General features: G+C 68.3%; 21 protein-coding genes. 5 read left to right on the top strand and 16 right to left on the bottom strand.

Annotated elements, in window-relative coordinates:
- Window positions 1–40: 40 nt before the first annotated feature.
- Entirely contained in the window at window positions 41–415 is a 375-nt protein-coding gene (locus AC07PU_RS29605) for a surface-adhesin E family protein (RefSeq protein WP_495321912.1), read from the bottom strand.
- A gap of 184 nt (window positions 416–599) precedes the next feature.
- Between AC07PU_RS29605 and AC07PU_RS29600 the strand changes: the two genes are divergently transcribed.
- From AC07PU_RS29600 to AC07PU_RS29590, 3 genes are all read left to right on the top strand, one after another.
- Window positions 600–2,366, top strand: coding sequence for an amidohydrolase (locus tag AC07PU_RS29600; RefSeq protein WP_495321911.1), 1,767 nt, complete (start codon window positions 600–602; stop codon window positions 2,364–2,366).
- 160 nt (window positions 2,367–2,526) lie between these two features.
- The gene (locus tag AC07PU_RS29595; RefSeq protein ID WP_495321910.1) at window positions 2,527–3,600 is read left to right on the top strand and encodes an alpha/beta hydrolase family protein; all 1,074 of its coding nucleotides are present in this window, start codon (window positions 2,527–2,529) and stop codon (window positions 3,598–3,600) included.
- A 156-nt stretch (window positions 3,601–3,756) separates the two neighbouring features.
- A complete protein-coding gene (locus AC07PU_RS29590) occupies window positions 3,757–5,529 on the top strand; it encodes an HAD-IIIC family phosphatase (RefSeq protein WP_495321909.1) in 1,773 nt (590 codons plus the stop codon).
- Window positions 5,530–5,653: 124 nt separating this feature from the next.
- Here the strand turns inward: AC07PU_RS29590 and AC07PU_RS29585 are convergent, their stop codons facing one another.
- The 6 genes from AC07PU_RS29585 to AC07PU_RS29560 all read right to left on the bottom strand — a co-directional run bounded on the left by AC07PU_RS29585 (window position 5,654) and on the right by AC07PU_RS29560 (window position 11,689).
- Complete coding sequence (locus tag AC07PU_RS29585; RefSeq protein WP_093354121.1) at window positions 5,654–6,391, bottom strand: amino acid ABC transporter ATP-binding protein; 738 nt, start codon at window positions 6,389–6,391, stop codon at window positions 5,654–5,656.
- Window positions 6,392–6,429: 38 nt separating this feature from the next.
- Complete coding sequence (locus tag AC07PU_RS29580) at window positions 6,430–7,119, bottom strand: amino acid ABC transporter permease (RefSeq protein ID WP_057590982.1); 690 nt, start codon at window positions 7,117–7,119, stop codon at window positions 6,430–6,432.
- Between the two features lies 1 nt (window position 7,120).
- Window positions 7,121–7,849 carry an amino acid ABC transporter permease gene (locus tag AC07PU_RS29575; protein WP_093354052.1) on the bottom strand — a complete coding sequence of 243 codons (729 nt, stop codon included), beginning with the start codon at window positions 7,847–7,849 and terminating at the stop codon, window positions 7,121–7,123.
- A 93-nt stretch (window positions 7,850–7,942) separates the two neighbouring features.
- A complete protein-coding gene (locus tag AC07PU_RS29570) occupies window positions 7,943–8,842 on the bottom strand; it encodes an amino acid ABC transporter substrate-binding protein (protein WP_093354050.1) in 900 nt (299 codons plus the stop codon).
- A 168-nt stretch (window positions 8,843–9,010) separates the two neighbouring features.
- Window positions 9,011–10,465: an aspartate ammonia-lyase gene (locus tag AC07PU_RS29565; RefSeq protein ID WP_093354048.1), complete on the bottom strand. Its 1,455-nt coding sequence runs from the start codon at window positions 10,463–10,465 to the stop codon at window positions 9,011–9,013.
- A 237-nt stretch (window positions 10,466–10,702) separates the two neighbouring features.
- A complete protein-coding gene (locus AC07PU_RS29560) occupies window positions 10,703–11,689 on the bottom strand; it encodes a LysR substrate-binding domain-containing protein (RefSeq protein ID WP_093354046.1) in 987 nt (328 codons plus the stop codon).
- A gap of 131 nt (window positions 11,690–11,820) precedes the next feature.
- On the opposite strand from AC07PU_RS29560, the gene AC07PU_RS29555 reads away from it, so the two are divergent.
- Complete coding sequence (locus tag AC07PU_RS29555) at window positions 11,821–13,263, top strand: amidase (RefSeq protein ID WP_495321908.1); 1,443 nt, start codon at window positions 11,821–11,823, stop codon at window positions 13,261–13,263.
- 123 nt (window positions 13,264–13,386) lie between these two features.
- Here AC07PU_RS29555 and AC07PU_RS29550 read toward each other — a convergent pair whose 3' ends face one another.
- A complete protein-coding gene (locus AC07PU_RS29550; RefSeq protein WP_093354042.1) occupies window positions 13,387–14,325 on the bottom strand; it encodes a 2-hydroxyacid dehydrogenase in 939 nt (312 codons plus the stop codon).
- A gap of 44 nt (window positions 14,326–14,369) precedes the next feature.
- The gene (locus tag AC07PU_RS29545) at window positions 14,370–16,214 is read right to left on the bottom strand and encodes an ABCB family ABC transporter ATP-binding protein/permease (RefSeq protein ID WP_398497101.1); all 1,845 of its coding nucleotides are present in this window, start codon (window positions 16,212–16,214) and stop codon (window positions 14,370–14,372) included.
- A 41-nt stretch (window positions 16,215–16,255) separates the two neighbouring features.
- Between AC07PU_RS29545 and AC07PU_RS29540 the strand changes: the two genes are divergently transcribed.
- A complete protein-coding gene (locus AC07PU_RS29540) occupies window positions 16,256–16,684 on the top strand; it encodes an acyl-CoA thioesterase (RefSeq protein WP_057590974.1) in 429 nt (142 codons plus the stop codon).
- A gap of 15 nt (window positions 16,685–16,699) precedes the next feature.
- Here the strand turns inward: AC07PU_RS29540 and AC07PU_RS29535 are convergent, their stop codons facing one another.
- The 7 genes from AC07PU_RS29535 to AC07PU_RS29505 all read right to left on the bottom strand — a co-directional run bounded on the left by AC07PU_RS29535 (window position 16,700) and on the right by AC07PU_RS29505 (window position 24,938).
- Window positions 16,700–17,806, bottom strand: a complete 1,107-nt coding sequence (locus AC07PU_RS29535; RefSeq protein WP_398497115.1) for an ABC transporter substrate-binding protein — start codon at window positions 17,804–17,806, stop codon at window positions 16,700–16,702.
- A 243-nt stretch (window positions 17,807–18,049) separates the two neighbouring features.
- Window positions 18,050–18,814 (bottom strand): enoyl-CoA hydratase, encoded by a 765-nt coding sequence (locus AC07PU_RS29530; protein ID WP_208509310.1) that lies wholly within the window; start codon window positions 18,812–18,814, stop codon window positions 18,050–18,052.
- A 37-nt stretch (window positions 18,815–18,851) separates the two neighbouring features.
- The gene (locus AC07PU_RS29525; protein ID WP_296776857.1) at window positions 18,852–19,445 is read right to left on the bottom strand and encodes a 2-hydroxychromene-2-carboxylate isomerase; all 594 of its coding nucleotides are present in this window, start codon (window positions 19,443–19,445) and stop codon (window positions 18,852–18,854) included.
- Between the two features lie 65 nt (window positions 19,446–19,510).
- The gene (locus AC07PU_RS29520) at window positions 19,511–20,350 is read right to left on the bottom strand and encodes an acyl-CoA thioesterase (protein ID WP_495321906.1); all 840 of its coding nucleotides are present in this window, start codon (window positions 20,348–20,350) and stop codon (window positions 19,511–19,513) included.
- Between the two features lie 27 nt (window positions 20,351–20,377).
- Window positions 20,378–21,274: an alpha/beta hydrolase family protein gene (locus AC07PU_RS29515; RefSeq protein WP_495321905.1), complete on the bottom strand. Its 897-nt coding sequence runs from the start codon at window positions 21,272–21,274 to the stop codon at window positions 20,378–20,380.
- Between the two features lie 53 nt (window positions 21,275–21,327).
- The gene (locus AC07PU_RS29510; RefSeq protein ID WP_093354026.1) at window positions 21,328–22,527 is read right to left on the bottom strand and encodes an acetyl-CoA C-acyltransferase; all 1,200 of its coding nucleotides are present in this window, start codon (window positions 22,525–22,527) and stop codon (window positions 21,328–21,330) included.
- A gap of 11 nt (window positions 22,528–22,538) precedes the next feature.
- Entirely contained in the window at window positions 22,539–24,938 is a 2,400-nt protein-coding gene (locus AC07PU_RS29505) for a 3-hydroxyacyl-CoA dehydrogenase/enoyl-CoA hydratase family protein (RefSeq protein WP_495321903.1), read from the bottom strand.
- Between the last annotated feature and the right edge of the window lie 18 nt (window positions 24,939–24,956).

The following is a 24,956-nucleotide window of genomic DNA, read 5'->3' as shown; positions in this document are numbered from 1 at the left end:
TGCGCACGCCGCGGGCGTGTCCTTCCTCGGTTGGCACCGATCAACGCGCTCCGGCGCACACGTTCTTGAACACGATCCCGCTCACCGTCGTCGGCCCGCCCACCGCCTTCCACTCGCTGCGCCGGCTCAGGTCGATGTCGTGCGCTTCCAGCGGCCCGTTGTGGCTCACGACACGGCGCATCTTCTCGCGCGCGCCCTTGCAGTCGTAGTCGTAGAGATAGCGCGAGGTGCGGAACGGGGTCTTGCCGACATCGGTCTGCAGTTCGTCGTAGCGGTAGAGCGTCCAGGCCTCGACGACATCGCCATGCGGACGGATCGAATCGCGTTGCAGCAGCACCTTCTTGCGCGGGGTGGACGCGATCTCGGTCCAGTCCTCGGCGGCTTGTGTCGGTATCGATGCCAGCAGGCTTGCCACCGTGCAAGCCGATGCCACGAGACATCGCACCGTTGCGGTGCCGTGTGCGAGTAGGCGCAGCGTCATCTTTTCCTCCTGGCTCCACCAAAACAAAGCCACTGGTTCTATCGAATCGCAAGGCTCTTTCGTAGATTGAATCCGGCGCCAACGTTCTGGCCCGGTTCACGCAAGGGAGTAATCTAAGATGAAAAGTGCCTTTTTTCAGGGCAAGGTGCGCTCGCGTTCCCGATCGATCGGCGCGGCGCTCCTTCTTGCCGTCAGCGGCATGGCCATGGTGGGTTGCAGCGGGGGTGGCGGAAACGGGGGGTTGGAGATCGCCGCGTCCGTCCCTCCTCCGCCGCCGGCGCAGGCGGCACAGGTGGTCTACAAGAACGGCACGGTCCTGACGCTCGACGAAAACAACTCGGTCGCTCAGGCCGTCGCGATTTCCGATGGCAGGATCCTCGCCGTCGGCGCATCGAACGCGATCGAAAAGCATATCGGCGACTCGACGCGGGTCATCGATCTCGACGGCAGGACGCTGATCCCCGGCATCTACGATGCACACAGTCATCTTATCTTCGCGGGCACCAACCTGCTGTTCGAGGCCGATCTCAACAGCCCGCCGATCGGGCCGGTGCAGGACCTCTCGCAGTTGCTGTCGGTCCTCGAGGAACAAAGGGCCAAGCTCGGACCCGACGCATGGATCACCGGTTTCGGCTACGACGACACGCTCCTCGCCGAGAAGCGCCATCCGACCCGCGCGGATCTCGATCGAGTCTCGGCGACACAACCGATCCTCATCACCCATGTCTCGGGCCATCTTGCCGTGGCGAACAGCGTCGCCCTGGCCTTGGCCGGCATCGACGCCGCAACGCCCGATCCATCGGGCGGCGTGATTCGAAAGGATGCGAGCGGTGAACCGGATGGCGTGCTCGAGGAGACAGCCGTGCAGATGGTGGGCGGGCTCAAACCACCACTGACCGCGGCACAGGTGCAGGCCGCGATCCAAGCCATCAGCGCGCTCTATGCATCCCGCGGGGTGACGACGGCCAGCGACGGTGCGAGCGGTGCCGACGGCATCAAGGCCCTCGAAGCGGCGGCGCAGGCAGGTGACCTCGGCATTCGCGTGGTGGCCTTGCCGACGAGCATGTCCGGACTCGATACGGTCGATCTCAAGAGCAGGAAGGTGAAGATCGGCGGCATCAAGACCTTCGCCGATGGCTCGATCCAAGGCTATACGGGTTACCTGGGACAGCCCTACCACACGCCATTCCATGGCGACGCGAGCTACCGAGGTTTTCCGCGTGCGGATCGCGAGGCACTTGCGCAACAGGTTCTCGGTCATCACAAGGCCGGTCGCCAGTTGCTCGTTCACGGGAACGGCGATGCGGCCATCGACGACATCCTCCATGCCTTCAGGCGCGCTCAGGAAGAAGCACCGCGCAGCAACGCACGTCACACGGTGATCCACTCGCAGACGGTGCGCGAGGATCAACTCGACGAGATGAAAAGGCTGAACGTGATTCCGTCCTACTTCATCCTTCACACCTACTACTGGGGCGATCGGCACCGCGACGTCTTCCTCGGACCGGTGCGTGCGGAGCGCATCAGTCCGGCGCGATCCACGGCGGACCGTGGCATGGTCTACACCATCCATGCCGATACGCCCGTGGTGCCGATGGACCCGATGCGGCTGATCTGGGCCGCCGTGAACCGCGTATCGACGAGCGGCGCGGTGATCGGGCCCGCGCAACGCGTCAGTGCGATCGATGCGCTTCGCGCAACGACGATCAACGCGGCCTACCAGAACTTCGAGGAAAAGGAACGCGGCTCCATCGAAGTCGGCAAGTGGGCGGATCTTGTCCTGCTCTCGGCCAATCCCGCAGCGGTGGATCCATCGGCCATCAAGGACATCCGCGTGCTGGAGACCGTGCTCGAAGGAAAGACCGTCTATCGATCGGCGGATTGACCCACCGAAGGCGCATGACCGCTCCGGCCCACCCACGAGGCCTCGACACCTCACCCGGTCGTTTCGCGACGCCTTTCGCGCACTTCATCGCATTCGCCTGGCAGCCGCGCCGTCCCGCGGCAACCATGCGCACTCCACCGACCCCGCCATGGAGACCCCGATGCGCGCCACTGCCCTCCTCTCTCGCCACGCCCTGCTGCTCGCCTCGGGCCTGCTGCTGTCCTGCCAGTTGCTGGCCGCCGAGGCCGGCTGGCGGCAGCTCCGCATTCCGGGCGCCACGCCCGATGCCGCGCCGGCCGTGGTCGCGCTCTACTACCCGACGCAGGCCGCGCCCCGCACGACGGCCATGGGGCCGTTCACCGTGCGCGCCGCGATCCAGGCGCCGCCCGACGAGAAGTTCAAGGGATTGATCCTGCTGAGCCACGGCCTCGCCGGCACCGAGCTGGGCCACGGCAGCCTGGCCGAGGCGCTCGCGCGCGCGGGCTACCTGGTGGCGGCGCTGCGCCATCCGGGCGACAACTGGCAGGACAGCTCGCTGCTGAAACAGGGCGGAACCGCCTACTTCGGCGAACGGCCGCGGCAGGCTTCGCACGTGATCGACGCCCTGCTGCAGGACCCGCAATGGAAGGACCGTATCGCGCGCGACGACCAGGGCCCGCGCATCGGCGCCCTGGGCCACTCGGCCGGCGGCTACACGGTGCTCGCGCTCGCGGGCGCGCAGGCCGACCTGTCGCGCATCGCCGCGCATTGCACGAGCGAGCGCACCGCCGATCCGGTCTTCTGCGGCGTGGGCCGCGATGGCGGGACGGCCGCAGCGCCCGCCGCCCCCGCCGCCCCCACCGCCCCGGCCGCATCGCTGCTGCCTTCGCTGCGCGACCCGCGCGTGCGCGCCGTCGTGGCCATGGCCCCGGCCGGCGTGCCCTTCACGGCCGCGTCGCTGGCCCAGGTGCGGGTGCCCACGCGCATCTACGAAGCCGAGCAGGACCGCTTCCTGGTGCCGCGCTTCCATGCCGAATGGATCGCGCGCAACATGCCCACGGCCGAGCTGCAGCGCATCCCGAATGCCTGGCACTTTGCGTTCATGGACACGCCGTCCATGCCCATCCAGACGCCCGACGGCGACATCGCCGCCGATCCGCCGGGCTTCGACCGGCCGGCGCTGCTGGCGCGCCTGGGGCGGGAGATTCCGGCCTTCTTCGACGCGGTGTTGTCCGAGGCGCCGGCGCCGAAGTGAAGTGCCGGAGGGGCAAGCGAGCGAATCGCCTTCGCCCTGTCGCTTACCATCTCGCCGTCACTTCTCAAACTTCAATCCATCAAAGAGATGAGCGGCTTTCAGAGGATTCTTCGTCGCCTGAACCTGCGGTCGCGCGACCACCGCGCGACCGGGCCGATGACTTCACCGGAAGCGCCGGAGCGCGCGGCGCCCGAGGAGGCCCCGCCAACCCAGGCGGGGTCGGGCATCGCATTGCAGCCCGACGCCTTGCGTGCGGGCACGCCCCGCGCGATGAACATGGCGCTGCTCGGCACCTGCATTGCGGAAGCGATCGCGACGCAGGCCGATTCCATGGGCCACAAGGCCGACCATTTCCTGATGCAGTCCAGGCCGGGGGACGAGCCGCCGGCCGTCGCTTGGCAAAGCTACGACTGCGTGATAGTGCATCTGACGCTGCGGCAGGTGCTGTGGGAAGCGGCCAGCGCGCGCCCCGATCTGATCCACACCTGCGCGCTGACGGACGAGGAATACGACAACGCCCTCGCAGCCGCCTGCGCGCACCTGCGCAACGTGGTCGAGAAGATCGAGGCGGCCGTCGGCGGGGTCGTGCCGACCTTCTATTTCGCCTTCGTCGAGCCACCGTCCACCTACCAGGGCATCCTGCTGAACGGCCGCAGGAAGTCGCTGCATCACATGGTCCGCACGCTCAACGACGAACTGGCGGCCCTGCTCGAGACGCGCGGCACCAGCCGCTACATCGAAGTGAACGACCTGCTGGGCTACCACGGCCTGGCGGCGGTCTCCGACATCTACAGCAATCACTTCAGCCACGCCTTCTTCCACGGCGAGGCGATCCGTTCGGTGATGACGCGCGTGAGCGATGCTCTCACCGTCCTGCGCAACGAATCGCCGATCAAGCTCATCGTCACGGACCTCGACAACACGCTCTGGAAAGGCGTGCTCGCCGAGTTCGACGACATCGTTCCGCACGAGCACACCGAAGGCTGGCCGCTGGGCTATGTCGAGGCGCTGCTGGAGTTCAAGCGCCGCGGCGGCCTGCTGGCGATCTCGAGCAAGAACGACCATGCCGAAACGGTCGAGCGCATCCGCCACGTCTACTCCAACCGCCTGAGCGTGGACGACTTCTGCTCGCTCAAGATCAACTGGGAACCGAAGTCGAAGAACATCCGCGAGATCCTGGCGGAGACCAACCTGCTGCCCGGCAATGTTCTTTTCGTCGACGACAACCCGCGCGAGATCGAGGAGGTCACGCGGGCGATTCCCGAACTCCGGACGCTCTCGGGCGACCAGGCCGAGTGGCGCAACGCCATCCTGTTCTCGCCCCACACGCAGGTGGCCCGGATCTCCTCCGAATCGGCGGCACGCACCGAGCTGATCCAGGCCAAGCAGAAGCGCGACGGCCTGGCCACGGCCATGAGCCGCGACGACTATCTCGCGTCGCTCGAGATCCGCAGTCGCTTCGACGTCATCGCTTCGGCATCGCATCCGAAGTTCGCGCGCGCGCTGGAGCTGGTCAACAAGACCAACCAGTTCAACACCACCGGCAAGCGCTGGACCCATGCCGAGTTGGAGGCCCTGTTCGCGAGCGAGGGGCGCGTCGTCACGGTGAACGCCGCCGACCGCTTCGGCGACAACGGCCTGATCGCCGTCGCGCTGCTGCGCGGCGCGACCATCGAGCAGGCCGTGATGTCGTGCCGCGTGTTCGGCATGGGCATCGAGACCGCCTTGCTGTGCACGCTGTTCGAGCACGTGCCGTCCGGCGCCACCGGTCTCGCCGCGCTGTACGCCGAGACTGGCAAGAACAAGGCCTGCGCCAGCTTCTATCCCGACCACGGCTTTGCCGCGGACGGCCACGGCGCCTGGGTGGCGTCGAGCCCACCGGCATGGCCGGCGTGGATCACCGACGCGTCGCAAGCCGCCGTCGCCTAGCGGGCGTTCGCCTCGCCACGAAAAATGCCCCAAGGGGGCGTTTTCATCTTGGGGCGGCCGGCGATGAAGAAAGGGCCATGCCGTCGCCGGCATGGCCCTTATCGTTTGTCGCAAGGCGCAGCGTTCAGTGCTGCAGGATCTTGTTGAGGAAGTCCTTGGTGCGCGGCTGGCGGTTCTCGGGCTGGCCGAAGAACTCGTCCTTCGAGCAGTCCTCGAGGATGCGGCCGCCGACGTCGATGAAGATCACGCGGCTCGCGACCTTGCGGGCGAAGCCCATTTCGTGCGTGACCACCATCATGGTCATGCCTTCCTTGGCCAGGCTCACCATCACGTCGAGCACTTCGCCGACCATCTCGGGGTCGAGCGCCGAGGTGGGTTCGTCGAACAGCATCACGATCGGGTCCATGCTCAGCGCGCGGGCGATCGCCACGCGCTGCTGCTGGCCGCCCGAGAGCTGGCCCGGGAACTTGTCCTTGTGCGCCATCAGGCCCACGCGGTCGAGCATCTTGAGGCCGCGGGTCTTGGCCTCGTCGGGCGTGCGGCCCAGCACCTTGATCTGCGCGATCGTGAGGTTCTCGGTCACCGACAGGTGCGGGAACAGCTCGAAGTGCTGGAACACCATGCCGACCTTGGAGCGCAGCTTCGGCAAGTTGGTCTTGGGGTCGTGCAGCGGGATGCCGTTGACGGTGATCTCGCCCTTCTGGAAGGGTTCGAGCGCGTTCACGGTCTTGATGAGCGTGGACTTGCCCGAGCCCGAGGGGCCGCAGACCACGACCACGTCGCCCTTGGCGATGCTGACGGAGCAGTCGTTGAGCACCTGCACGGGGCCGTACCACTTGGAGACGTTCTTGATTTCGATCATTTTTTCGGACATTTCTTTCTCTCCGGTTCAGTGCTCTGTCAGCGGATGATGGCGATTTTCTTGTGCAGGCGCTTCACCAGGTACGACAGCGCATAGCACATCACGAAGTACACGACGGCGGCGAGCAGGTAGGCCTCGATCGGGCGGCCGAAGTTCTTGCCCGCGGTCTCGAAGCCCTTGAGCATGTCGTAGGCGCCGATGGCGTAGACCAGCGAGGTGTCCTGGAACAGGATGATGGTCTGCGTGAGCAGCACCGGCAGCATGTTGCGGAAGGCCTGCGGCAGCACCACGAGGCGCATGTTCTGGCCGTAGGTCATGCCCACCGCCTGGCCCGCGTTCACCTGGCCGCGCGGGATCGACTGGATGCCCGCGCGCATGATCTCGCTGAAGTAAGCGGCCTCGAACGCGACGAAGGTGATCACGGCCGAGATCTCGGAGCGGTAGTTGGAACCCACCGAGCCGAACAGCGAATAGAACGAGGCCGGCACCAGCAGGAAGAACCACAGGATCACCATCACCAGCGGGATGCTGCGCATGCCGTTGACGTAGAGCGCCGCGGGCGCATCGAGCCACTTCTTGCCCGACAGGCGCATGAGCGCGAGGATCGTGCCGAAGATCACGCCGCCGATCGTGGCCACCACCGTCAGCATGATGCTGAAGTAGAAGCCCTTGATGACGAAGTTGCTGATGACGTCCCAGTTGTAGAAGGACAAGTCGAGATTCATCATGTCAGTGTCCTCCGCCGCCGCTGGCCGAGACGATGAAGCCCGGCACGCGGGTCTTCTTCTCGATGAAGGCCATGAGCCGGTTGATGGCCAGGGCCGACACCACGTAGCACGCCGTCACCGCGAGGTAGACCTCGATGCCGCGCGAGGTTTCTTCCTGCGCCTGCATGGCGAACATGGTGAGTTCGGTGACCGACACGGCGAACGCGACCGACGAATTCTTGAAGATGTTCATCGTCTCGCTCGTGAGCGGCGGGATGATGATGCGGTAGGCCATCGGCAGGATCACGTAGCGGTAGTACTGCGCCGTGGTGAAGCCCACCGCCATGCCCGCGTAGCGCTGGCCCTTGGGCAGCGCCTGGATGCCCGAGCGCACCTGCTCGGCGATACGCGCCGAAGTGAAGAAGCCCAGCGCCAGCACCACCAGGATGAAGCTCGGCACGCCCTTCATGACCGGGACCAGCGCCGGAATGACGTGGTACCAGAGAAAGATCTGCACCAGCAGCGGAATGTTGCGGAACAGCTCGACCCAGGCATTGCCCAGCCTCACCAGCCACGGGCTGTCGGGCAGGGTGCGGATGATCCCCACCAGCGAGCCCAGCACCAACGCGACGATCAACGCCAACAGTGCCACGGACACCGTCCAGCCCCAGGCCGACAGCATCCATTGCAGATAGGTCGGATATTCCCCCCCGGGGTCCTGCAGGAAGACCTGCCAATCCCAGTTGCCCATTTTTCTTACTCCTTCGCCTTCTTCCGAAAATCAGTCCCTGAAAAGAAACGCCCACCGCGAAAGGTGGGCGTCATTCACGCAGCGACGCGACGCTTATTCCTTGGTCACGTACTCTTCAGCGGGCTTGTCGTTCGGGTTGGCCCATGCGTTCTTGGTGGCTTCGCCCAGCGGCAGGTTGATGGTGACGTTTGCCGGGGGGATCGGCTTCAGGAACCACTTGTCGTAGAGCTTGGCGAGCTCGCCCGACTTGGCCTGGGCCTTGATGCTGTCGTCCACGGCCTTCTTGAAGGCGGGGTCGTCCTTGCGGATCATGATGGCGATGGGCTCGACGGCGAGCACGTCGTTCAGGATCTTGTAGTCCTTCGGCGACTTCGACTTGGCGGCCAGCGCGGCCAGGATCGAGCCGTCCATCACGAAGGCGTCGGCACGGCCGGTCTCGAGCAGCAGGAAGCTGTCGGAGTGGTCCTTGCCGTAGACCTCCTTGAAGGTCAGGTTCTCGGCGCGCTTCTGCTTGCGCACGGTCTGCAGCGGCGTGGTGCCGGTGGTGGTGGCAACCGTCTTGTCCTTCAGGTCGGCCAGCGAGTTGATGCCCGAGTTCGCCTTCACGACGATCTTGGTTTCCTCGACGTAGGTGGTCACGCCGAAGGCCACGTCCTTCTGGCGGGTGGCGTTGTTGGTGGTGGAGCCGCACTCGATGTCGACGGTGCCGTTCTGCACCAGCGGGATGCGGTTCTGCGAGGTCACGGGCTGGTACTTGACTTCGAGCTTCTTGCCGGCGGCCTTCTCGAGGTCCTTGATGATGTTGGCGCAGACGTCGTAGTGGAAGCCGGTGTATTGGCCGTTGCCCAGCGTGTACGACAGACCCGAGGATTCACGCACACCTTCGGTGATGACGCCCGATGCCTTGATCTTGGCCAGCGTGTCATTGGCCTGCGCCATCGCGCCGCCGGCGGCCAGCGCCGCGATTGCCAATGCCAGTACTTGCTTTTTCATACGGAAAACTCCTGAGGGTGACGGAAATGAGAGATACAACGAAATTCTAGACATGATGTCTCGGGGGAATACCCGGACCAACCCGGTGCATTTTCCCCGAGCCGCGCACCGGCCGGGCGCATAAGGCGCCTGGCTGGTGCGGACACAGGATTTGGCATTGTCCGGCTTTCACAAAGCAGCCTTTGTGCCCGACGGTTCCGCGGCCGGCGGCACCGGCACGGACAGCCGCACGGGCTGGGTCAGGTTCTCCGGAACCAGCAGCGCGTCCATCTCGGCGCGCGTCATGATGCCCAGCGATTCGGCCACCAGGTCGATCGGCCCGCCCGTGGCCAGCGCGGTCTTGGCGATCAGCGCGGCCTTCTCGTAGCCGATCAGCGGATTGAGCGCGGTGACCAGCGTGACCGACTCGCGCACCCGCTTGGCGAGGAACTCGCGGTTGGCCTCGATGCCGTCGACGCAGTTCAGCTGCAGCGTGTTGCAGGCGTTGCCCAGGTGCTTGATGCTCTTGAACAGGCTCCAGCCCATGATCGGCTCGAAGGCGTTGAGCTGCAGCTGGCCGGCTTCGGACGCCATGGTCACGGTGATGTCGTTGCCGATCACCTCGAAGGCCACCTGGTTCATCACCTCCGGGATCACCGGGTTGACCTTGCCCGGCATGATCGACGAGCCGGCCTGCCGCGCGGGCAGCCGGATCTCGCCGAAGCCGGCCTGCGGGCCGCTCGAGAGCAGTCGCAGGTCGTTGCAGGTCTTGCTGAGCTTGGTGGCCACGCGCTTGAGCACGCCCGACAGCTGCACGAAGGCACCGGTGTCCTGCGTGGCCTCGATCAGGTTGGCGGCCTGCTTGAGCGGCACGCCGGTCTGCTCTGCCAGGTACTGGCAGGCCAGGTTGGCATAGCCGTGTGGCGCGTTGATGCCGGTGCCGATGGCGGTGGCGCCGAGGTTGATCTCCTCGATCAGCGCACGGGCCTCGCCGAGGCGGGCCTCGTCCTCGCCGATCATGATGGCGTAGGTCAGGAACTCCTGGCCCAGGGTCATCGGCACCGCGTCCTGCAGCTGGGTGCGGCCGATCTTGAGCACGTCCTTGAATTCGAGCGCCTTGGCCTCGAAGCTGCGGCGCAGCGCCGCCATGGCCTCGAGCAGCTTGCCGATCGCGAACCACAGCGCCAGCCGCACGGCGGTCGGGTAGACGTCGTTGGTGCTCTGCGAGGCGTTGACGTGGTCGTTGGGATGCAGCACGTCGTAGCGGCCCTTCTCGTGGCCCAGCTTCTCGAGCGCGAGGTTGCAGATGACCTCGTTGGCGTTCATGTTGGTCGAGGTGCCGGCGCCGCCCTGGATCACGTCGACCACGAACTCGTCGAGCAGCTTGCCCTCGATCAGGTCGTCGCAGGCCAGGATGATCGCGGCCGCGCGGTCGCGGTCGATCGCGCCGAGATCGGCATTGGCGCGGGTGGCCGCCTTCTTCACGAAGGCCAGCGCGCGCACCAGGTCGGGCATGGCCGACACGCGGGTGCCGGAGATCGCGAAGTTCTCGACCGCGCGGGCCGTGTGCACGCCCCAGTAGGCGACGGCGGGAATCTGCTTCTCGCCGAGGAAGTCGTGTTCGGTTCTGAAGTTGGAGCCCATACCCACCTCTCGGCTGAAAAAAAGCACGCGAGAACGCGTGCCATGGAGTTGCGGTCGTTCGACCCGCGGCCGAAAAACTGCCCGGACTGTAGGGGCGTCATGGCACGGACGCCAATGCTGTTTACGGGAACACTTATGCCTGACTTTTATAGATTGTGCAGTGCACAAATCCAACCCCAAAGGCTATACCCAAACGCCCGGCCCGACCAGCGGCGCTCCCCCTACGAGGCCCCGGAATCAGCGCGGCGGCTGGGTGCCGACGAGGTACGACCAGAGCGCGTCGGCCGAGCTCTTGGGCTGCAGCGACTCGAGCCCGGCGGCCTTGGCGGCGGCGCGGCCGCCCGCGCGCGTCTGCAGCGGCGCCTGCGGGCGCTCGCGGTAGGCGCGGATCTCCATCGTGGCCTCGAGCCGGTCGATCTCGGGCGGCAGCGCGCTCACCAGCTTGCGCATGCGCACCTCCTTGCGCACCGCGCTCTGCGGCAGGAAGGCGATGCCGTGGCCCTCGAGCGCCATCACCTTCAGGCCCTCGGCCATGTCGGTCTCGTAGACCCGGTCGAGGTGGATCGCGGTGCCCGATTCCTTGAGCAGCTGGTCGACCACGCGTCCCAGGTAGGCGCCCGGCGCATAGCCCAGGTAGGGCAGCGGCTGGCCGGCGCGGCCCGGCAGCCGGTAGCGCGGCGCGCCCTCGGCGTCGGCCTTGACCCAGGGCGCCACGGTCTCCTCGCCCAGGCTCACCATCTCGTACTTGTTGGCGTCGAGCTGCAGCGGCTGCGAGGGATGGTGGTAGGCGATCAGCAGGTCGCAGCTGCCCTCGACCAGCCGCAGCACGGCGTCGTGCACGTTGAGCGCGATCAGCCGGCTCTTGATCGGGCCGAAGTGCTCGCGCAGGCTGGTGACCCACGAGGGGAAGAAGGTGAAGGCCAGCGTGTGCGGTATCGCGAACTCGATCACGTCCTGCCCGGCGGCCGAATGGCCGCGCAGCATGGCGCGCGTGCTCTGCAGCGCCTGCAGCATCTCGATGGCCTGGCTGTAGAGCGTCTGGCCCGCGGGCGTGAGCCGCGTGGGATAGGAGCTGCGGTCGACGAGGTCGGTGCCGGCCCAGCCCTCCAGCGCCTGGATACGGCGCGAGAACGCCGGCTGGGTCACGTGCCGCAACTGGGCGGAGCGGCTGAAGCTGCGCGTCTCGGCCAGGCTGATGAAGTCTTCGAGCCACTTGGTTTCCATGGCGGGCGATTATGTGCCGCCGCGCGCGGGGCCGCGCCGGCCGGTGCTCGGGGACAACCCGCCCCCGGTTCGGCCCCGGGCGGCGCCGGGCTGCCACATACTGGCGCCTCGTCCTTCTCCGATCCCACGCCATGCCCACCGACGACCTCCTCGCCCTCAGCGCCACCGCCCTGTCGCGCCGCCTCGCCGAACGCAGCCTCTCGTGCCGCGAGCTGATGCAGGCCACGCTCGCGCGCATCGAGGCCCTGAACCCGCGCTTCAACGCCATCGTCTCGCTGCGAGACCCCGGCGCGCTGCTGGCCGAGGCCGACCAGCGCGACGCCGAGCTGGCGCGCGGCGAGCGCCGCGGCTGGATGCACGGCTTCCCGCTCGCGGTGAAGGACCTGAGCCACGCGGCCGGCCTGCCGACCTCGAAGGGCTCGCCGCTGCCGCCGCGCACGCCCGCGCGCACCGACAGCCTGCACGTGGCGCGCATGCGCGCGGCCGGCGCGATCGTCATCGGCAAGACCAACACGCCCGAGTTCGGCCTCGGCTCGCACACCTACAACACGGTGTTCGGCACCACGCGCAACGCCTACGCGCCCGAGCGCAGCGCGGGCGGCAGCAGCGGCGGCGCGGCCGTGGCCCTGGCGCTCGGCATGCTGCCGGTGGCCGACGGCAGCGACATGATGGGTTCGCTGCGCAACCCGGCGGCCTTCAACAACGTGATCGGCATGCGGCCCTCGCGCGGGCGCGTGCCCTGCGATCCCGACGAGGAGCTGTTCTTCCAGCAGCTCGGTTGCGAAGGCCCGATGGCGCGCACGGTGGAGGACACCGCGCGGCTGCTCTCGGTGCAGGCCGGCTTCGACGGCCGCGTGCCGCTGTCCTCGCCGCATGCCCTGCCCGCGCCCGACGACTTGCGGATCGAGGGCGAGGTGCGCGGCCTGCGCATCGGCTGGCTCGGCAGCATCTGGAGCGACCTGCCGCTCGAGCCCGGCGTGCTCGCGCTCGGCGAGAGCGCGCTCGCCACTTTCCGCGCGCTGGGCTGCGAGGTCGAGCCCTGCACCCTCGACGTGCCGCGCGCCCACAACTGGAGCGCCTGGCTGCGGCTGCGCCAGCTGCTGGTGGGCGGCAAGCTCGGTGCCTACATGAACACGCCCGCGCTGGTCGAGCAGCTCAAGCCCGAGGCGCGCTGGGAGATCGAGCAGAGCCGGCACCTCGATGCCGCCTCGCTGTTCCAGGCCTCGGTGTGGCGCTCGAACGTCTACCGCGCCTTCCTGTCGCTGTTCGAGCGCTTCGACTTCGTGCTGGCGCCGACCGCGCAGGTCTTCCCCTTCGACGCGGAGCTGCACTGGCCCGCGCAGGTGGCCGGCGTGCCGAGCGACACCTACCACCGCTGGATGGAGATCGTCACGCCGTTCACGCTGGCGGGACTGCCCACGCTCAACGTGCGCGCGGGCTTCGGCGAGGCGGGCCTGCCGATGGGGCTGCAGCTCGCGGGGCCGATCCATGCGGACCTCGAGGTGCTGCGGCTCGGGCATGCGTACGACGAGGCCTGCGGGTGGGGTGCGCGCCGCCCGCCGGTGCTGGCTTGACTCCCTCCCCCGCTGGGGGAGGGGCGGGGTGGGGGCACGCGACGCATCCATCGCTGCCGACGGATCTACCGCCCGGTGCCCCCATCCCGGCCTTCCCCTAGAGGGGGAAGGAGGAACAGCCGGTCAGACCGGCGTGAGCACGCCGCGTCCCGCGAAGTGCCCCTCGGCATTCGCGATGAAATGGTCCACCGACTTCTGCGTCGCCTCGGGCGACCAGCCCGCCAGGTGCGGCGTCAGCAGCACGTTGTCGAGGCCGATCAGCTGTTGCGGCGGCTTCGGCTCGCTCTCGTAGACGTCGAGCGCCGCGCCCGCGATGCGGTTCTCGCGCAGCGCCGCGGCCAGCGCCTCGGTGTCGACCACGCTGCCGCGGCCGATGTTCACCAGGTAGCCCCGGGGGCCGATCGCGTCGAGCACCTCGGCATTCACCAGGTGGCGTGTGGCGGCGCCGCCGGGCGCGGCCAGCATCAGCACGTCGGCCCAGGCGGCCAGCGACTTCAGGTCGCCGAAGTAGCGGTGCGACACGCCCTCGCGCGGCGAACGGTTGTGATAGCCGATCTCCATGTCGAAGCCCGCCGCGCGCTTGGCGATCTTCTGGCCGATGGTGCCCAGGCCGAGGATGCCGAGCTTCTTGCCCGACACGTTCGGCGGTTGCGGGATCGACTCGCGCCACACGCCTTCGCGGCACTGGCGGTCGAGGGTGCGGAAGCCGCGCACGATGGCGATCAGCAGGCCGAAGGCATGGTCGGCCACGCAGTCGTCGTTGGTGCCGGCGCCGTTGGCGGTGACGATGCCGCGCGCGCGGGTCACCTCCAGCGGCACGCCCTCGAAGCCCGCGCCCAGGCAGCAGATCAGCTCGACCTTGGGCATGGCCTCGATCTCGGCCGGGGTGATGCCGATCACGCCGATGGTCAGCACCGCGCGGAATTCATGGCCGCGCGCGGCGATCGCGGCCGCGCGGGCTTCGTCGCCCGGCGCATAGGCCACGTCGTAGACCTCGGCAATCTGGGCCTGGTGGGCGCTCGAGAGGCTGTTGAGCACCAGCAGGGGAATCTTGGTCGACACGTCTGAACTCCTGGAATCGTCGATGAGGAAGGGAAATGATCGGGCTAGAGCAGCGGCGCCGCCTCGCTCTTCTGCAAAGCCCACATCTGCGCATAGCGGCCCTGCTTCGCGAGCAGCTCGCCATGGGTGCCGCGCTCGACGATCACGCCGGCCTCGAGCACCAGGATCTCGTGCGCGTCGACCACGGTCGACAGGCGGTGCGCGATCACCAGCGTGGTCTTGTCCTGCGCCGCGCTCTTGAGCTCGGCCTGGATCGCGCGCTCGTTGGCCGAGTCGAGCGCCGAGGTGGCCTCGTCGAAGATCACGATCGGCGGGTTCTTCAGCAGCGTGCGCGCGATCGCCACGCGCTGCTTCTCGCCGCCCGACAGCTTCAGGCCGCGCTCGCCCACCGTGGTCGCGTAGCCCTGGGGCGTGGCGGCGATGAAGTCGTGGATGCGCGCCGCGCGGGCCGCTTCCTCGACCTCCTCGCGCGTGGCGCCCGGGCGGCCGTAGGCGATGTTGTATTCGACCGTGTCGTTGAACAGCACCGTGTCCTGCGGCACGATGCCGATCGCGCGGCGCACGCTGGCCTGCTGCACCGCGCGGATGTCCTCGCCGCCGATGGTGATGCGGCCCTGCTGCACGTCGTAGAAGCGGTAGAGCAGCCGCGCCAGGGTCGACTTGCCCGATCCCGAGGGGCCCACCACGGCCACCGTCTTGCCCGCGGGGATCTCGAAGCTCACGTGCTTGAGGATCGGCCGCGCGGCCTCGTAGGCGAAGCTCACGTCCTCGAAGCGCACCGTGGCGTCGGCACCGGCCAGCGGCTTCGCGTCGGGCGCGTCGCGCACCTCGCGCTCCTTCTCCATCAGCACGAACATCTTGTCGAGGTCGGTCAGGCTCTGCTTGATCTCGCGGTAGATCACGCCCAGGAAGTTGAGCGGGATGTAGAGCTGGATCATGAAGGCGTTGACCATCACCAGGTCGCCCAGGGTCATGCGGCCCTCGACCACGCCCGAGGTGGCGCGCCACAGCATCAGCACCAGGCTGACCGCGATCAGCGCCTGCTGGCCCGCGTTGAGCATGCTCAGCGTGCGCTGGCTGGTGATCGCGGCCTTGCGGTAGCGGTCGAGGCTGGCGTCGTAGCGCTTCGCCTCGAAGGCCTCGTTGTTGAAGTACTTGACGGTCTCGTAGTTCAACAGCGAATCGACCGCGCGGCTCTGCGCCAGCGAGTCGAGCTCGTTCATGGTCTTGCGGAACTGGGTGCGCCACTCGGTCACGGTGACCGTGAAGCCGATGTAGAGCACCAGCGCCGCCAGCGTGATCCAGACGAACAGCGCATCGAACTTCACGCCGAGGATGGCGAGCACCAGCACCAGCTCGATGATGGTCGGCACGATGCTGTAGAGCGACATCGAGATCAGCGAATGCACGCCGCGCGTGCCGCGCTCGATGTCGCGCGTCATGCCGCCGGTCTGGCGCTCGAGGTGGAAGCGCAGGCTCAGCGAATGCAGGTGGCCGAATACCTCGAGCGCGATGCGGCGCGCCGCGCCCTCGGTGGCCTTGGCGAAGATCAGCTCGCGCAGCTCGTTGAACAGCGAGGTGCTGAAGCGCAGCAGCCCGTAGGCCACCAGCAGCGCGATCGGCACCACCAGCAGCGCCTGCGCCATGTCGGGCTTGGGCGTCATGGTGTCGACCAGGTTCTTCAGCAGCAGCGGCACGCCGACGTTGGCCACCTTGGCCGCCACCATGAAGCCCAGCGCGAACAGCACGCGCCATTTGTAGTCCCAGAGGTAGGGAAAGAGGCGCCGCAGCGTGGCCCAGTCGGAGCGGTCGGCGCGCGCGGGTGCGTGGCCGCCGGCATGCGGTGGGGAGGAGGTGGGGGTGGAAACAGCTTCGCCGGCGCGGCGCATGAGGGACAATCGTGGTCGTTTTTCTGCCCTGATTGTTGCCCATGTCCGATTCCCCCAGTGCCGACGCCGCCGCCACCCTGAAGAGCCTGCCCACCGACATGGAGCTGGTGCTCAAGGTGATCCCGATGCCGGCGGACTGCAATGCCAACGGCGACATCTTCGGCGGCTGGGTCATGGCGCAGTGCGACCTGGCCGGCTCGGTGATCCCGGCGCGCTACGCCAAGGGGCGCCAGGCCACGGTGGCGGTCAACGAATTCATCTTCAAGCAGCCGGTGCGCATCGGCGACATCCTGTCCTTCTATTCGAAGCTGGTGCGCATCGGCCGCACCTCGATCACCGTGACCGTGGAGGTCTTCGCCGAGCGCTTCCGGGCCCAGGGCGAGTACATCAAGGTGACGCAGGCCACCTTCACCTACGTGGCGATCGACGACAGCGGACGGCCGCGGGCGATCGAGCAGCCGGCGGCCTGATCGGCCCGGGCAGCCTCACAGCGCCGGATCGCGCACCTTCTCGAAGCGCTCGAACTCCCGGTTGATCCAGCGCCCGTCGCGGCGCTCGGTGCGGCGGATATAGACCGTCTGCACGATGTCGCGCGTGTAGGCGTCGATCTCGATCGGGCCGCGCGGGCTCTCGAGCTTGAGGCCGCGGAAGGCGTCGATCAGTTTCTCGGGGCTGCCGCCGCCGCGCATCAGCGGCGAGGCCATCGCGAGGTCGAGCGCCGCGAAGGCATCGTGCGCGGCCACCGCGAAATAGCCGGGCCGCAGGTGCGAGCCGTACTCGGTCTCGAAGGCCGCGGCGAAGCGACGGTTCTCGGGCGACTCGTGCGCGTACGAGTAGTGGTGGCTGGTGACCAGCCCCTCGGCCAGCTCGCCGATGTTCTGCAGGTAGTGGTCGTCGGTGGCCTCGCCGGTCGACAGCAGCCGGATGCCGGTGTCGGCCATGCCGCGGTCGCGCCAGGCGCGCAGGAAGCCGGCCGGCATCTGGCCCGAGGGCAGGAAGAAGAACACCGCCTGCGGCTTGAGTTCGCGCAGCCGCAGCATGTAGGCCGTGTAGTCCTGCGTGGCCAGCGGCACGCGCAGCATGGCGCCGACGTTGCCGCCGCCGGCCGTGATGCCCGAGACGAAGGCGGTCTCGGCATCGACGCCCGAGGCGTAGTCGGCCGTCACGGTGCAGACCTCGCGCAGCCCCTCCTTGAGCGCCCAGCGCGCCAGCGGCAGCGTGACCTGCGCGATGGTGAAGGACACGCGCACCGTGTAGGGCGAGCGCGCGGTGATGCCCGACGAGGCGGCGTTCATGATCACCGTGGGCACCTTGGCCTGCGTGGCGACGGCCGCCACCGCGTAGGCGTTGGAGCTGAAGTGCAGGCCGGTCAGCAGGTCGACGCGCTCGTTCTCCACCAGGTCGAGCGCGAGCCGGCGCGCCATGTCGGGCGCGCTCACGGGCACGTCGCGCCGCAGCAGCTCGACCGGGCGGCCCGCGATCTGCTGGTTGTGCGCGGCCAGCCAGACCGCCATGCCGGCATCGAACTGCCGCCCGCCGCCCACGTAGGCGCCCGACCAGGGACCGAGCACGCCGATGCGCAGCGGCCGCACGCGCGCGAGCACCACCGAAGGCGCCGCCAGGGTGGCGCCGAGCAGGCCCAGCGCCTGCCTGCGCGTCGGCCGGATTGCTACCTTTTCAGTAGCATCGAACGACCGCTGGGTGCGGGCTGCTGGCGTGTGTAACTGGAGGACTGGCACGCGGACCAGTGTACGCGTGCGACCCCGCCGAAGGGGCCTCGGCGGCTTGTGGAAAGCCCGTAGAACGCAGGTTGTAGGTACGGACCCGCGCCGTGCTCAGAGCTTGGAGAAATCCGGCTTGCGCTTCTCCATGAACGCGCCGAAGGCCTCGCGCGCCGCGGGCTCGCGCAGCATGCGGCCGAAGCTCGCGCCCTCCTCGTCCATGCGCTCGATGACCGCGGGCAGCTGCGCCTTCTTGAGCAGCCGCTTGGTCTCGACCAGCGCGCTCAGCGGCTTGGCCGCGAGCTTGCGCGCCTGCGTCTGGGCGATGGCGTTGGCCTCGGTCGGCGGCACCACGCGGTTGACCAGGCCGACCTCGAGCGCGGCCTCGGCCATGAAGGGCTCGCCCAGCAACAGCGCCTCGGCCGCGCGGTGGTAGCCGAGCATCTGCGGCACCAGCAGGCTGGAGGCCGCCTCGGGGCACAGGCCGAGGTTGACGAAGGGCATCGAGAAGGCCGCGTTGTCGCCCGCGTAGACCAGGTCGCAATGGAACAGCATCGTGGTGCCGATGCCCACGGCAGGGCCGCAGACCGCCGCGACGATCGGCTTCGGGAAGGTCGCAATGCCGCGCAGGAAGCGGAACACCGGCGAGTCCTTGCCCGCGGGCGGCGCATTGAGGAAGTCGCCGATGTCGTTGCCGGCGCTGAAGATGGTCGGGTCGCCCTGGATCAGCACGCAGCGCACGGCCGCGTCGCCCTCGGCCTTGGCCAGCGCATCGGCCAGCTCGGCGTACATCGCGCTGGTGATCGAGTTCTTCTTGTCGACGCGGTTGAAGGTGATGGTCATCACGCCGGCTTCGGCGTGGACGAGGATGTCGCTCATGGCTTGTGTCCTGTGGAAAGAAGAAAGAGGAAAGGGATCAGGCGGCCAGCGCCTCGCGCACGAAGTCGAGCCGGTCCTGGCCCCAGAACATGTCGCTGCCCACGAACATGGTGGGCGCGCCGAACACGCCGCGCGCCACGGCCTCCTGCGTGACGGCCTTCAGGCGGTCCTTGACCTCCTGCTGGCCCGCGGCCGCGAGCAGCGCCGCGGGATCGAAGCCCGCCGCCTGCAGCACCGCGCCCACCTCGGCCGGATCGTTGAGGTTGCGCGGCTCGACCCACATCGCGTGGTAGATCGCATCGACGTAGGCATCGAAGCGCGCCGGCTGCTGCAGCTGGATGGCGGTGGCACCGCGCATCAGCAGCAGCGTGTTGATCGGGAAGTGCGGGTTGTGCACGAAGGGCACGCCGTAGCGCCTGGCGAAGCGCTGCAGGTCGGTCGTCATGTACGACCCCTTGGGCGCGATCTCGGCCGGCGAGTGGTTGCCCGTGGCCTGGAACACGCCGCCCAGCAGCATCGGTTTCCAGACCAGCTCGGCGCCGGTGTCGGCGCACACGTGGGGCAGCTGGGTCGCGGCGAGGTAGGCGGCGGGGCTGCCGAAATCGAAATAGAACTCGACGGTCTTCGTCATGCGGCGTTGTCTCCTGGGTGGGCTGGATTCTCTCCGGGCGGCCGCGGGCCTTGCGAAACCGGAGGCTATTCCTTGTAGTAGACGATCTGGTTCGAGGTCGCGAGCAGCACGCCGGCCTCGCTCCACAGCTGCGCGGTCTGGTCGAAGAAGCCGTTGAAGAACTGCTGCCCCGTCGCCTGCCCGAGCAGGAAGCCGGTGCCGACCTCGGCCAGTTGCGCCGCGTCGGCGTGGAAGTAGGTGGTGATCGATACCGTGCCGGCCGGCACGTGCCTGGCGCGGCGCAGCCAGATGCGCGGATAGAACACGTCGCTCATCGCCGCGAGCGAGGGCAGGTCGAGCGGCCGCGCCTGCGCGTCGCGCACCCAGATGCGGGTCTCGCTGCGTTGCAGGCTGCCGTCCCACTGCGCGGGAATGCCGCCGCTGAACGGGCGCATCTCGTACTGCTGCACCCAGGCCACGCCGGCCGGGCCGATGCGGATCGGCTCGACCGCCTCGGGCTTCGGCACCTCGGGCATGGCGAGGTCGCTCCGGCTCCAGGTCTCGCGCCGCGCGGCCGTCACCACGGTGGCGGTGGTCGTCATGTTCGGCGCGCCACCCGCGCCGGGCTGCGTGATCTGCACGGTCCAGTGCTGGGTCGAGCGGTTGGTGCGCACCGCGGTCGCCTGCACGTCGAAGGCACCGGCCTCGAGCGCGGCCGCGTAGTTCACGGTCAGCGCGATCGGCGTGCCCAGCAGGTCCGGATGCTGCAGCACCGACTGCAGCGCGACCGCCGCGGTGGTGCCGCCGAAGGGACCGACCATGTTCCAGTAGTCGGGGCTGGTGGTGCCCGTGAAATGGCCCGCGCGCAGGTCGCTGTGCTGCAGCGCGATGGCCTTGTCGAAGGGATGGGGAGTGCTCGTGCTCATGGCCGCAGTGTGCTCCGGCGCGCGGCCTCAGGCAGTCGTGTGCGGGACGCCGGGCGCGGTCGTCAACGCGCCCAGCCGATGCAGCTTGTCGAGCGTGGCGGGCCACAGGCTCTGGCTGAACTGCTCGCGGAAGAAGCCGAAGTGGCCGATGCGCCGCGCCTGCACGTCGGCCGGCGCGATGCGTTCGATGGCGCGCGGCGCCTGGTCGTAGAAGCTCACCAGGCTGTGCGTGCCGGCCAGCGTCATCAGCTCGTCGTCGGTCATCGACAGCGCGAGCACGGGGAAGCGCACGCGGCTGTAGCTCTTCTGCGCCAGCTCGCCCTCCGCGCCCACGCTGTAGCGCGGGTTCAGGCACCAGCGCCGCCATTGCAGGATCACGCCGCGCGGCAGGTCGCCCACCTTCCTGAGCTTGCGGCCCGGGAAGTAGCCGCACAGCCGCGTGACCAGCGGCACCAGCACGAACCAGAAGTAGAGGATGCTGCGCTTGAGCCGCGGCGCGTTCTCGCGCCAGTAGCCGCTGCCGGCCGCGATGCTCACCAGGCCGTCGACCTGCTCGGGGCGCTGCAGGAAGCCCGGCAGCTGCGCGCCGAGGCTGTGGCCCAGCAGGTAGAGCGGCTGCGCGGGCAGCGCGGCCTTGGCCGCGTCGATGACCGCCTCGTAGTCGCGCGCCCAGTCGAACAGGTCGGCCTCGAAGCCGCGCAGCGAGGCGGCGCCACGCGAATCGCCCGAGCCGCGGTAGTCGAAGGTCCAGACGCGCAGCCCCTGGCCCGCGAGCCAGCGCGCGAAGGCCTCGTAGAAGGACTGGCGCACGCCCATGGCGCCGCCGATCACGATGCTGGCGCGCGGCGCGCCGGCGGGTTCGTAGCGGCGCACCGCCAGTTCGTGCGCGCCGCCGTCGACCGGCAGCTGCTGCGTCTGATGCATGGCTTGTCTCCTTCTTGCACCGGCACTCGTCGCGTTGCCTGGCGCGTGATCGATCAGACGCGCTCGAAGATGCCGGCGGCGCCCTGCCCCATGCCCACGCACATCGTGACCATGCCGTACTTGAGCTTCTCGCGCTGCAGTGCGTGCACCACCGTGGCCGAGCGGATCGCGCCAGTGGCGCCCAACGGATGGCCCAGCGCGATCGCGCCGCCCATCGGGTTGACCTTCGACGGGTCGAGCCCCAGGGTGTTGATGACCGCGAGCGATTGGGCCGCGAAGGCCTCGTTGAGCTCGATCCAGTCGATGTCCTGCTGGCTCAGGCCGGCATAGCGCAGCGCCGCGGGAATCGCCTCGATCGGACCGATGCCCATGATGTGCGGCGGCACGCCCTTGCTCGCGAAGCTCACGAAGCGCGCCAGCGGCGTCAGGCCGAACTGCTTGACCGCCTTCTCGCTGGCCAGGATCAGCGCGCCCGCGCCGTCGGAGGTCTGCGAGCTGTTGCCGGCCGTGACCGTGCCGCGCGCGGCGAACACGGTGCGCAACTTGGCGAGGCCTTCGATCGAGGTGTCGGGGCGCGCGCCTTCGTCGAGGTTCACGGTGCGCGTGGTCGCGATCGCTTCGCCGCTCTCGAGGTCGGGCGCGCGGTCGGTCACCTCGATCGGCGTGATCTCGTCCGCGAACTTGCCGGCCTTCTGCGCGGCCAGCGCCTTCTGGTGCGAGGCCAGCGCGAATTCGTCCTGGGCCTGGCGGCTCACCTTCCACTGCTGCGCGACCTTCTCGGCCGTCAGGCCCATGCCGTAGGCGATGCCCACGTCACCGTCGCGCTCGAAGATGGAGGGCGACAGCGAGGGCGAGTTGCCCATCATCGGCACCATGCTCATGCTCTCGACGCCGGCCGCGATCATCACGTCGGCCTCGCCGACGCGGATGCGATCGGCCGCCATCTGCACCGCCGACAGGCCCGAGGCGCAGAAGCGGTTGACCGTGATGCCGCCGACGCTGGTCGGCAGGCCCGCGAGCACCGCGCCGATGCGCGCGACGTTCAGGCCCTGCTGCGCCTCGGGGATCGCGCAGCCGCAGATGATGTCCTCGATGGCCTTCGGATCGAGACCGGGCACTGCCGCCAGCGCGGCCTTCAGCGTGGTCGCGAGCAGGTCGTCGGGGCGGTGGTTGCGGAAGTAGCCGCGGTGCGACTTGCCGATGGGGGTGCGGGTGGCCGCGACGATGTAGGCGTCTTGTACTTGCTTGCTCATGAAATCCGTCCTCAGTTGCGCACCGGCTTGCCGGTACTGAGCATCCCCATGATCCGCTCCTGCGTCTTGGGGTGCACGATGAGCGAGCAGAACGCCTTGCGTTCCAGCGCCATCAGGTATTCCTCGGTCACGAGCGAGCCCGCGTCCACGTCGCCGCCGGTGACCACGTTCGCGATCAGGCTCGCGATGTGGAAGTCGTGCGCGCTGATGAAGCCGCCGTCGCGCATGTTCACGAGCTGGCCCTTGATCGTCGCGGCGCCGCTGCGGCCCGCGACGCGGAAGGTGCGGCGCAGCGGCGGGCGATAGCCGGCGTCGGCCATGGCCTTGGCCTGCTGCAGCGCCACGTAGAGCAGCTCGTCCTTGTTCGGCACGATCACGTCGCTGTCGAGCAGGTAGCCGAGCTTCCTCGAATCGAGCGCGCCCGTGCCCACCTTCGCCATCGCCGCGGCCGTGAAGCCTTCGGTGAGGAAGGGCAGCAGGTCGGTGCCGGTCGAGGCCGAGGCGTTCTCGGCCGCGCGGCGCGCGATGTAGGTCAGGCCGCCGGCGCCGGGGATCAGGCCCACGCCGACCTCGACCAGGCCGATGTAGCTTTCCATCGCCGCCACGCGCTTCGACGAGTACACGGCCAGTTCGCAGCCGCCGCCCAGCGCCAGGCCGCGCACGGCCGAGACCACCGGCACGTTGGCATAGCGGATCTTGAGCATCACGTTCTGCAGCTCTTCCTCCGCGCCCTCGACCGCGCCGATGCCCGCGACCACGAAGGCCGGCAGCATCGCCTGCAGGTCGGCGCCGACCGAGAACATCTCGTCGGGCGACCAGATCACCAGGCCCTTGTATTCGGCCTCGGCGAGTTCGACCGCGGCGCCGAGCGCCTCGGCCACGTCGGGGCTGATGGCGTGCATCTTCGAATGGATGCTCGCGATCAGCACCTCGCCGTCGAGCGTCCACACGCGCACGTCGCCTTCGTCGCTGATCGTGGTGCCGGCCGTGTTGGCATCGGCCGCGTTCGCGCCGAGCACGCTCTCGGGGAACAGTTGGCGGTCGTGCACCGGCAGCTTGCGCTGCGGCACGAACTTGTTCTGCGAAGCGCTCCACGAGCCTTCGGGCGTGTGCACGCCGCCGGCCTCGGCCACCGGGCCTTCGAACACCCACTTGGGCAGCGGCGCGCTGCTCAGCGCCTTGCCGGCGTCGATGTCTTCCTGCACCCATTTCGCGACCTGCGCCCAGCCGGCTTCCTGCCAGAGCTCGAACGGGCCCTGCTTCATGCCGAAGCCCCAGCGCATCGCGAAGTCGATGTCGCGCGCGCTCTCGGCGATGTCGCCCAGGTGCACGGCCGCGTAATGGAAGCCGTCGCGCAGGATCGCCCAGAGGAACTGGCCCTGCGGTCCTTCGCTCTCGCGCAGCAGCTTCAGGCGCTCGCCCGCGGGCTTCTTGAGCATGCGGCCGTAGACCTCGTCGGCCTTGGCGCCGGCAGGTACGTAGTCACCGCTCTGGAGGTCGAAGCGCAGGATGTCGCGGCCCACCTTCTTGAAGAAGCCGGCCTTGGTCTTCTGGCCCAGGTTCTTCAGTTCCAGCAGCTTGGCGAGCACCGGCGGCGTCGCGAAGTTGGCGTAGAAGGGATCGGTCTCGGCACTCAGGTTGTCCTGCAGCGTCTTCACCACGTGGGCCATGGTGTCCAGGCCCACCACGTCGGCGGTGCGGAAGGTGCCCGAGCTCGCGCGGCCCAGCTTCTTGCCCGTGAGGTCGTCCACCACGTCGGGCGTGAGGCCGAACTTCTCGACTTCCTTGAGCGTGGCCAGCATGCCGGCGATGCCGACGCGGTTGGCGATGAAGTTGGGCGTGTCGTGCGCGCGTACCACGCCCTTGCCGAGCGTGCTGGTGACGAAGGCCTCGAGGTCGTCGAGCACCTGCGGTTGCGTGGTGGGCGTGTTGATCAGCTCCACCAGGAACATGTAGCGCGGCGGATTGAAGAAGTGGATGCCGCAGAAGCGCGGCTTCAGTGCTTCGGGCAATGCCTCGCTGAGCTTGGTGATCGACAGGCCCGAGGTGTTCGAGGCCAGGATCGCGTGCTTGGCGACGTGCGGCGCGATCTTCTTGTAGAGATCGAGCTTCCAGTCCATGCGCTCGGCGATCGCCTCGATCACCAGGTCGCACTCGCCGAGCAGGTCGAGGTTGTCGTCGTAGTTGGCCTGTTCGATCAGGCCCGCGTCGGCCACGTCGCCCAGCGGCGCGGGCTTGAGCTTCTTGAGGTTGTCGATGGCGCGCGTGACGATGCCGTTCTTCGGGCCTTCCTTGGCCGCCAGGTCGAACAGCACCACCGGCACGCGCACATTGACGAGGTGGGCCGCGATCTGCGCGCCCATCACGCCGGCGCCGAGCACGGCGACCTTCTTCACTTGAAATCGGGACATGTTTGGTATTTCTTGGAT

This window comes from Variovorax sp. GW821-FHT10D07 (assembly GCF_059415325.1).
Note: the sequence above shows the minus strand (reverse complement) of the source record. Positions and strands in the feature narration are given on the sequence as shown.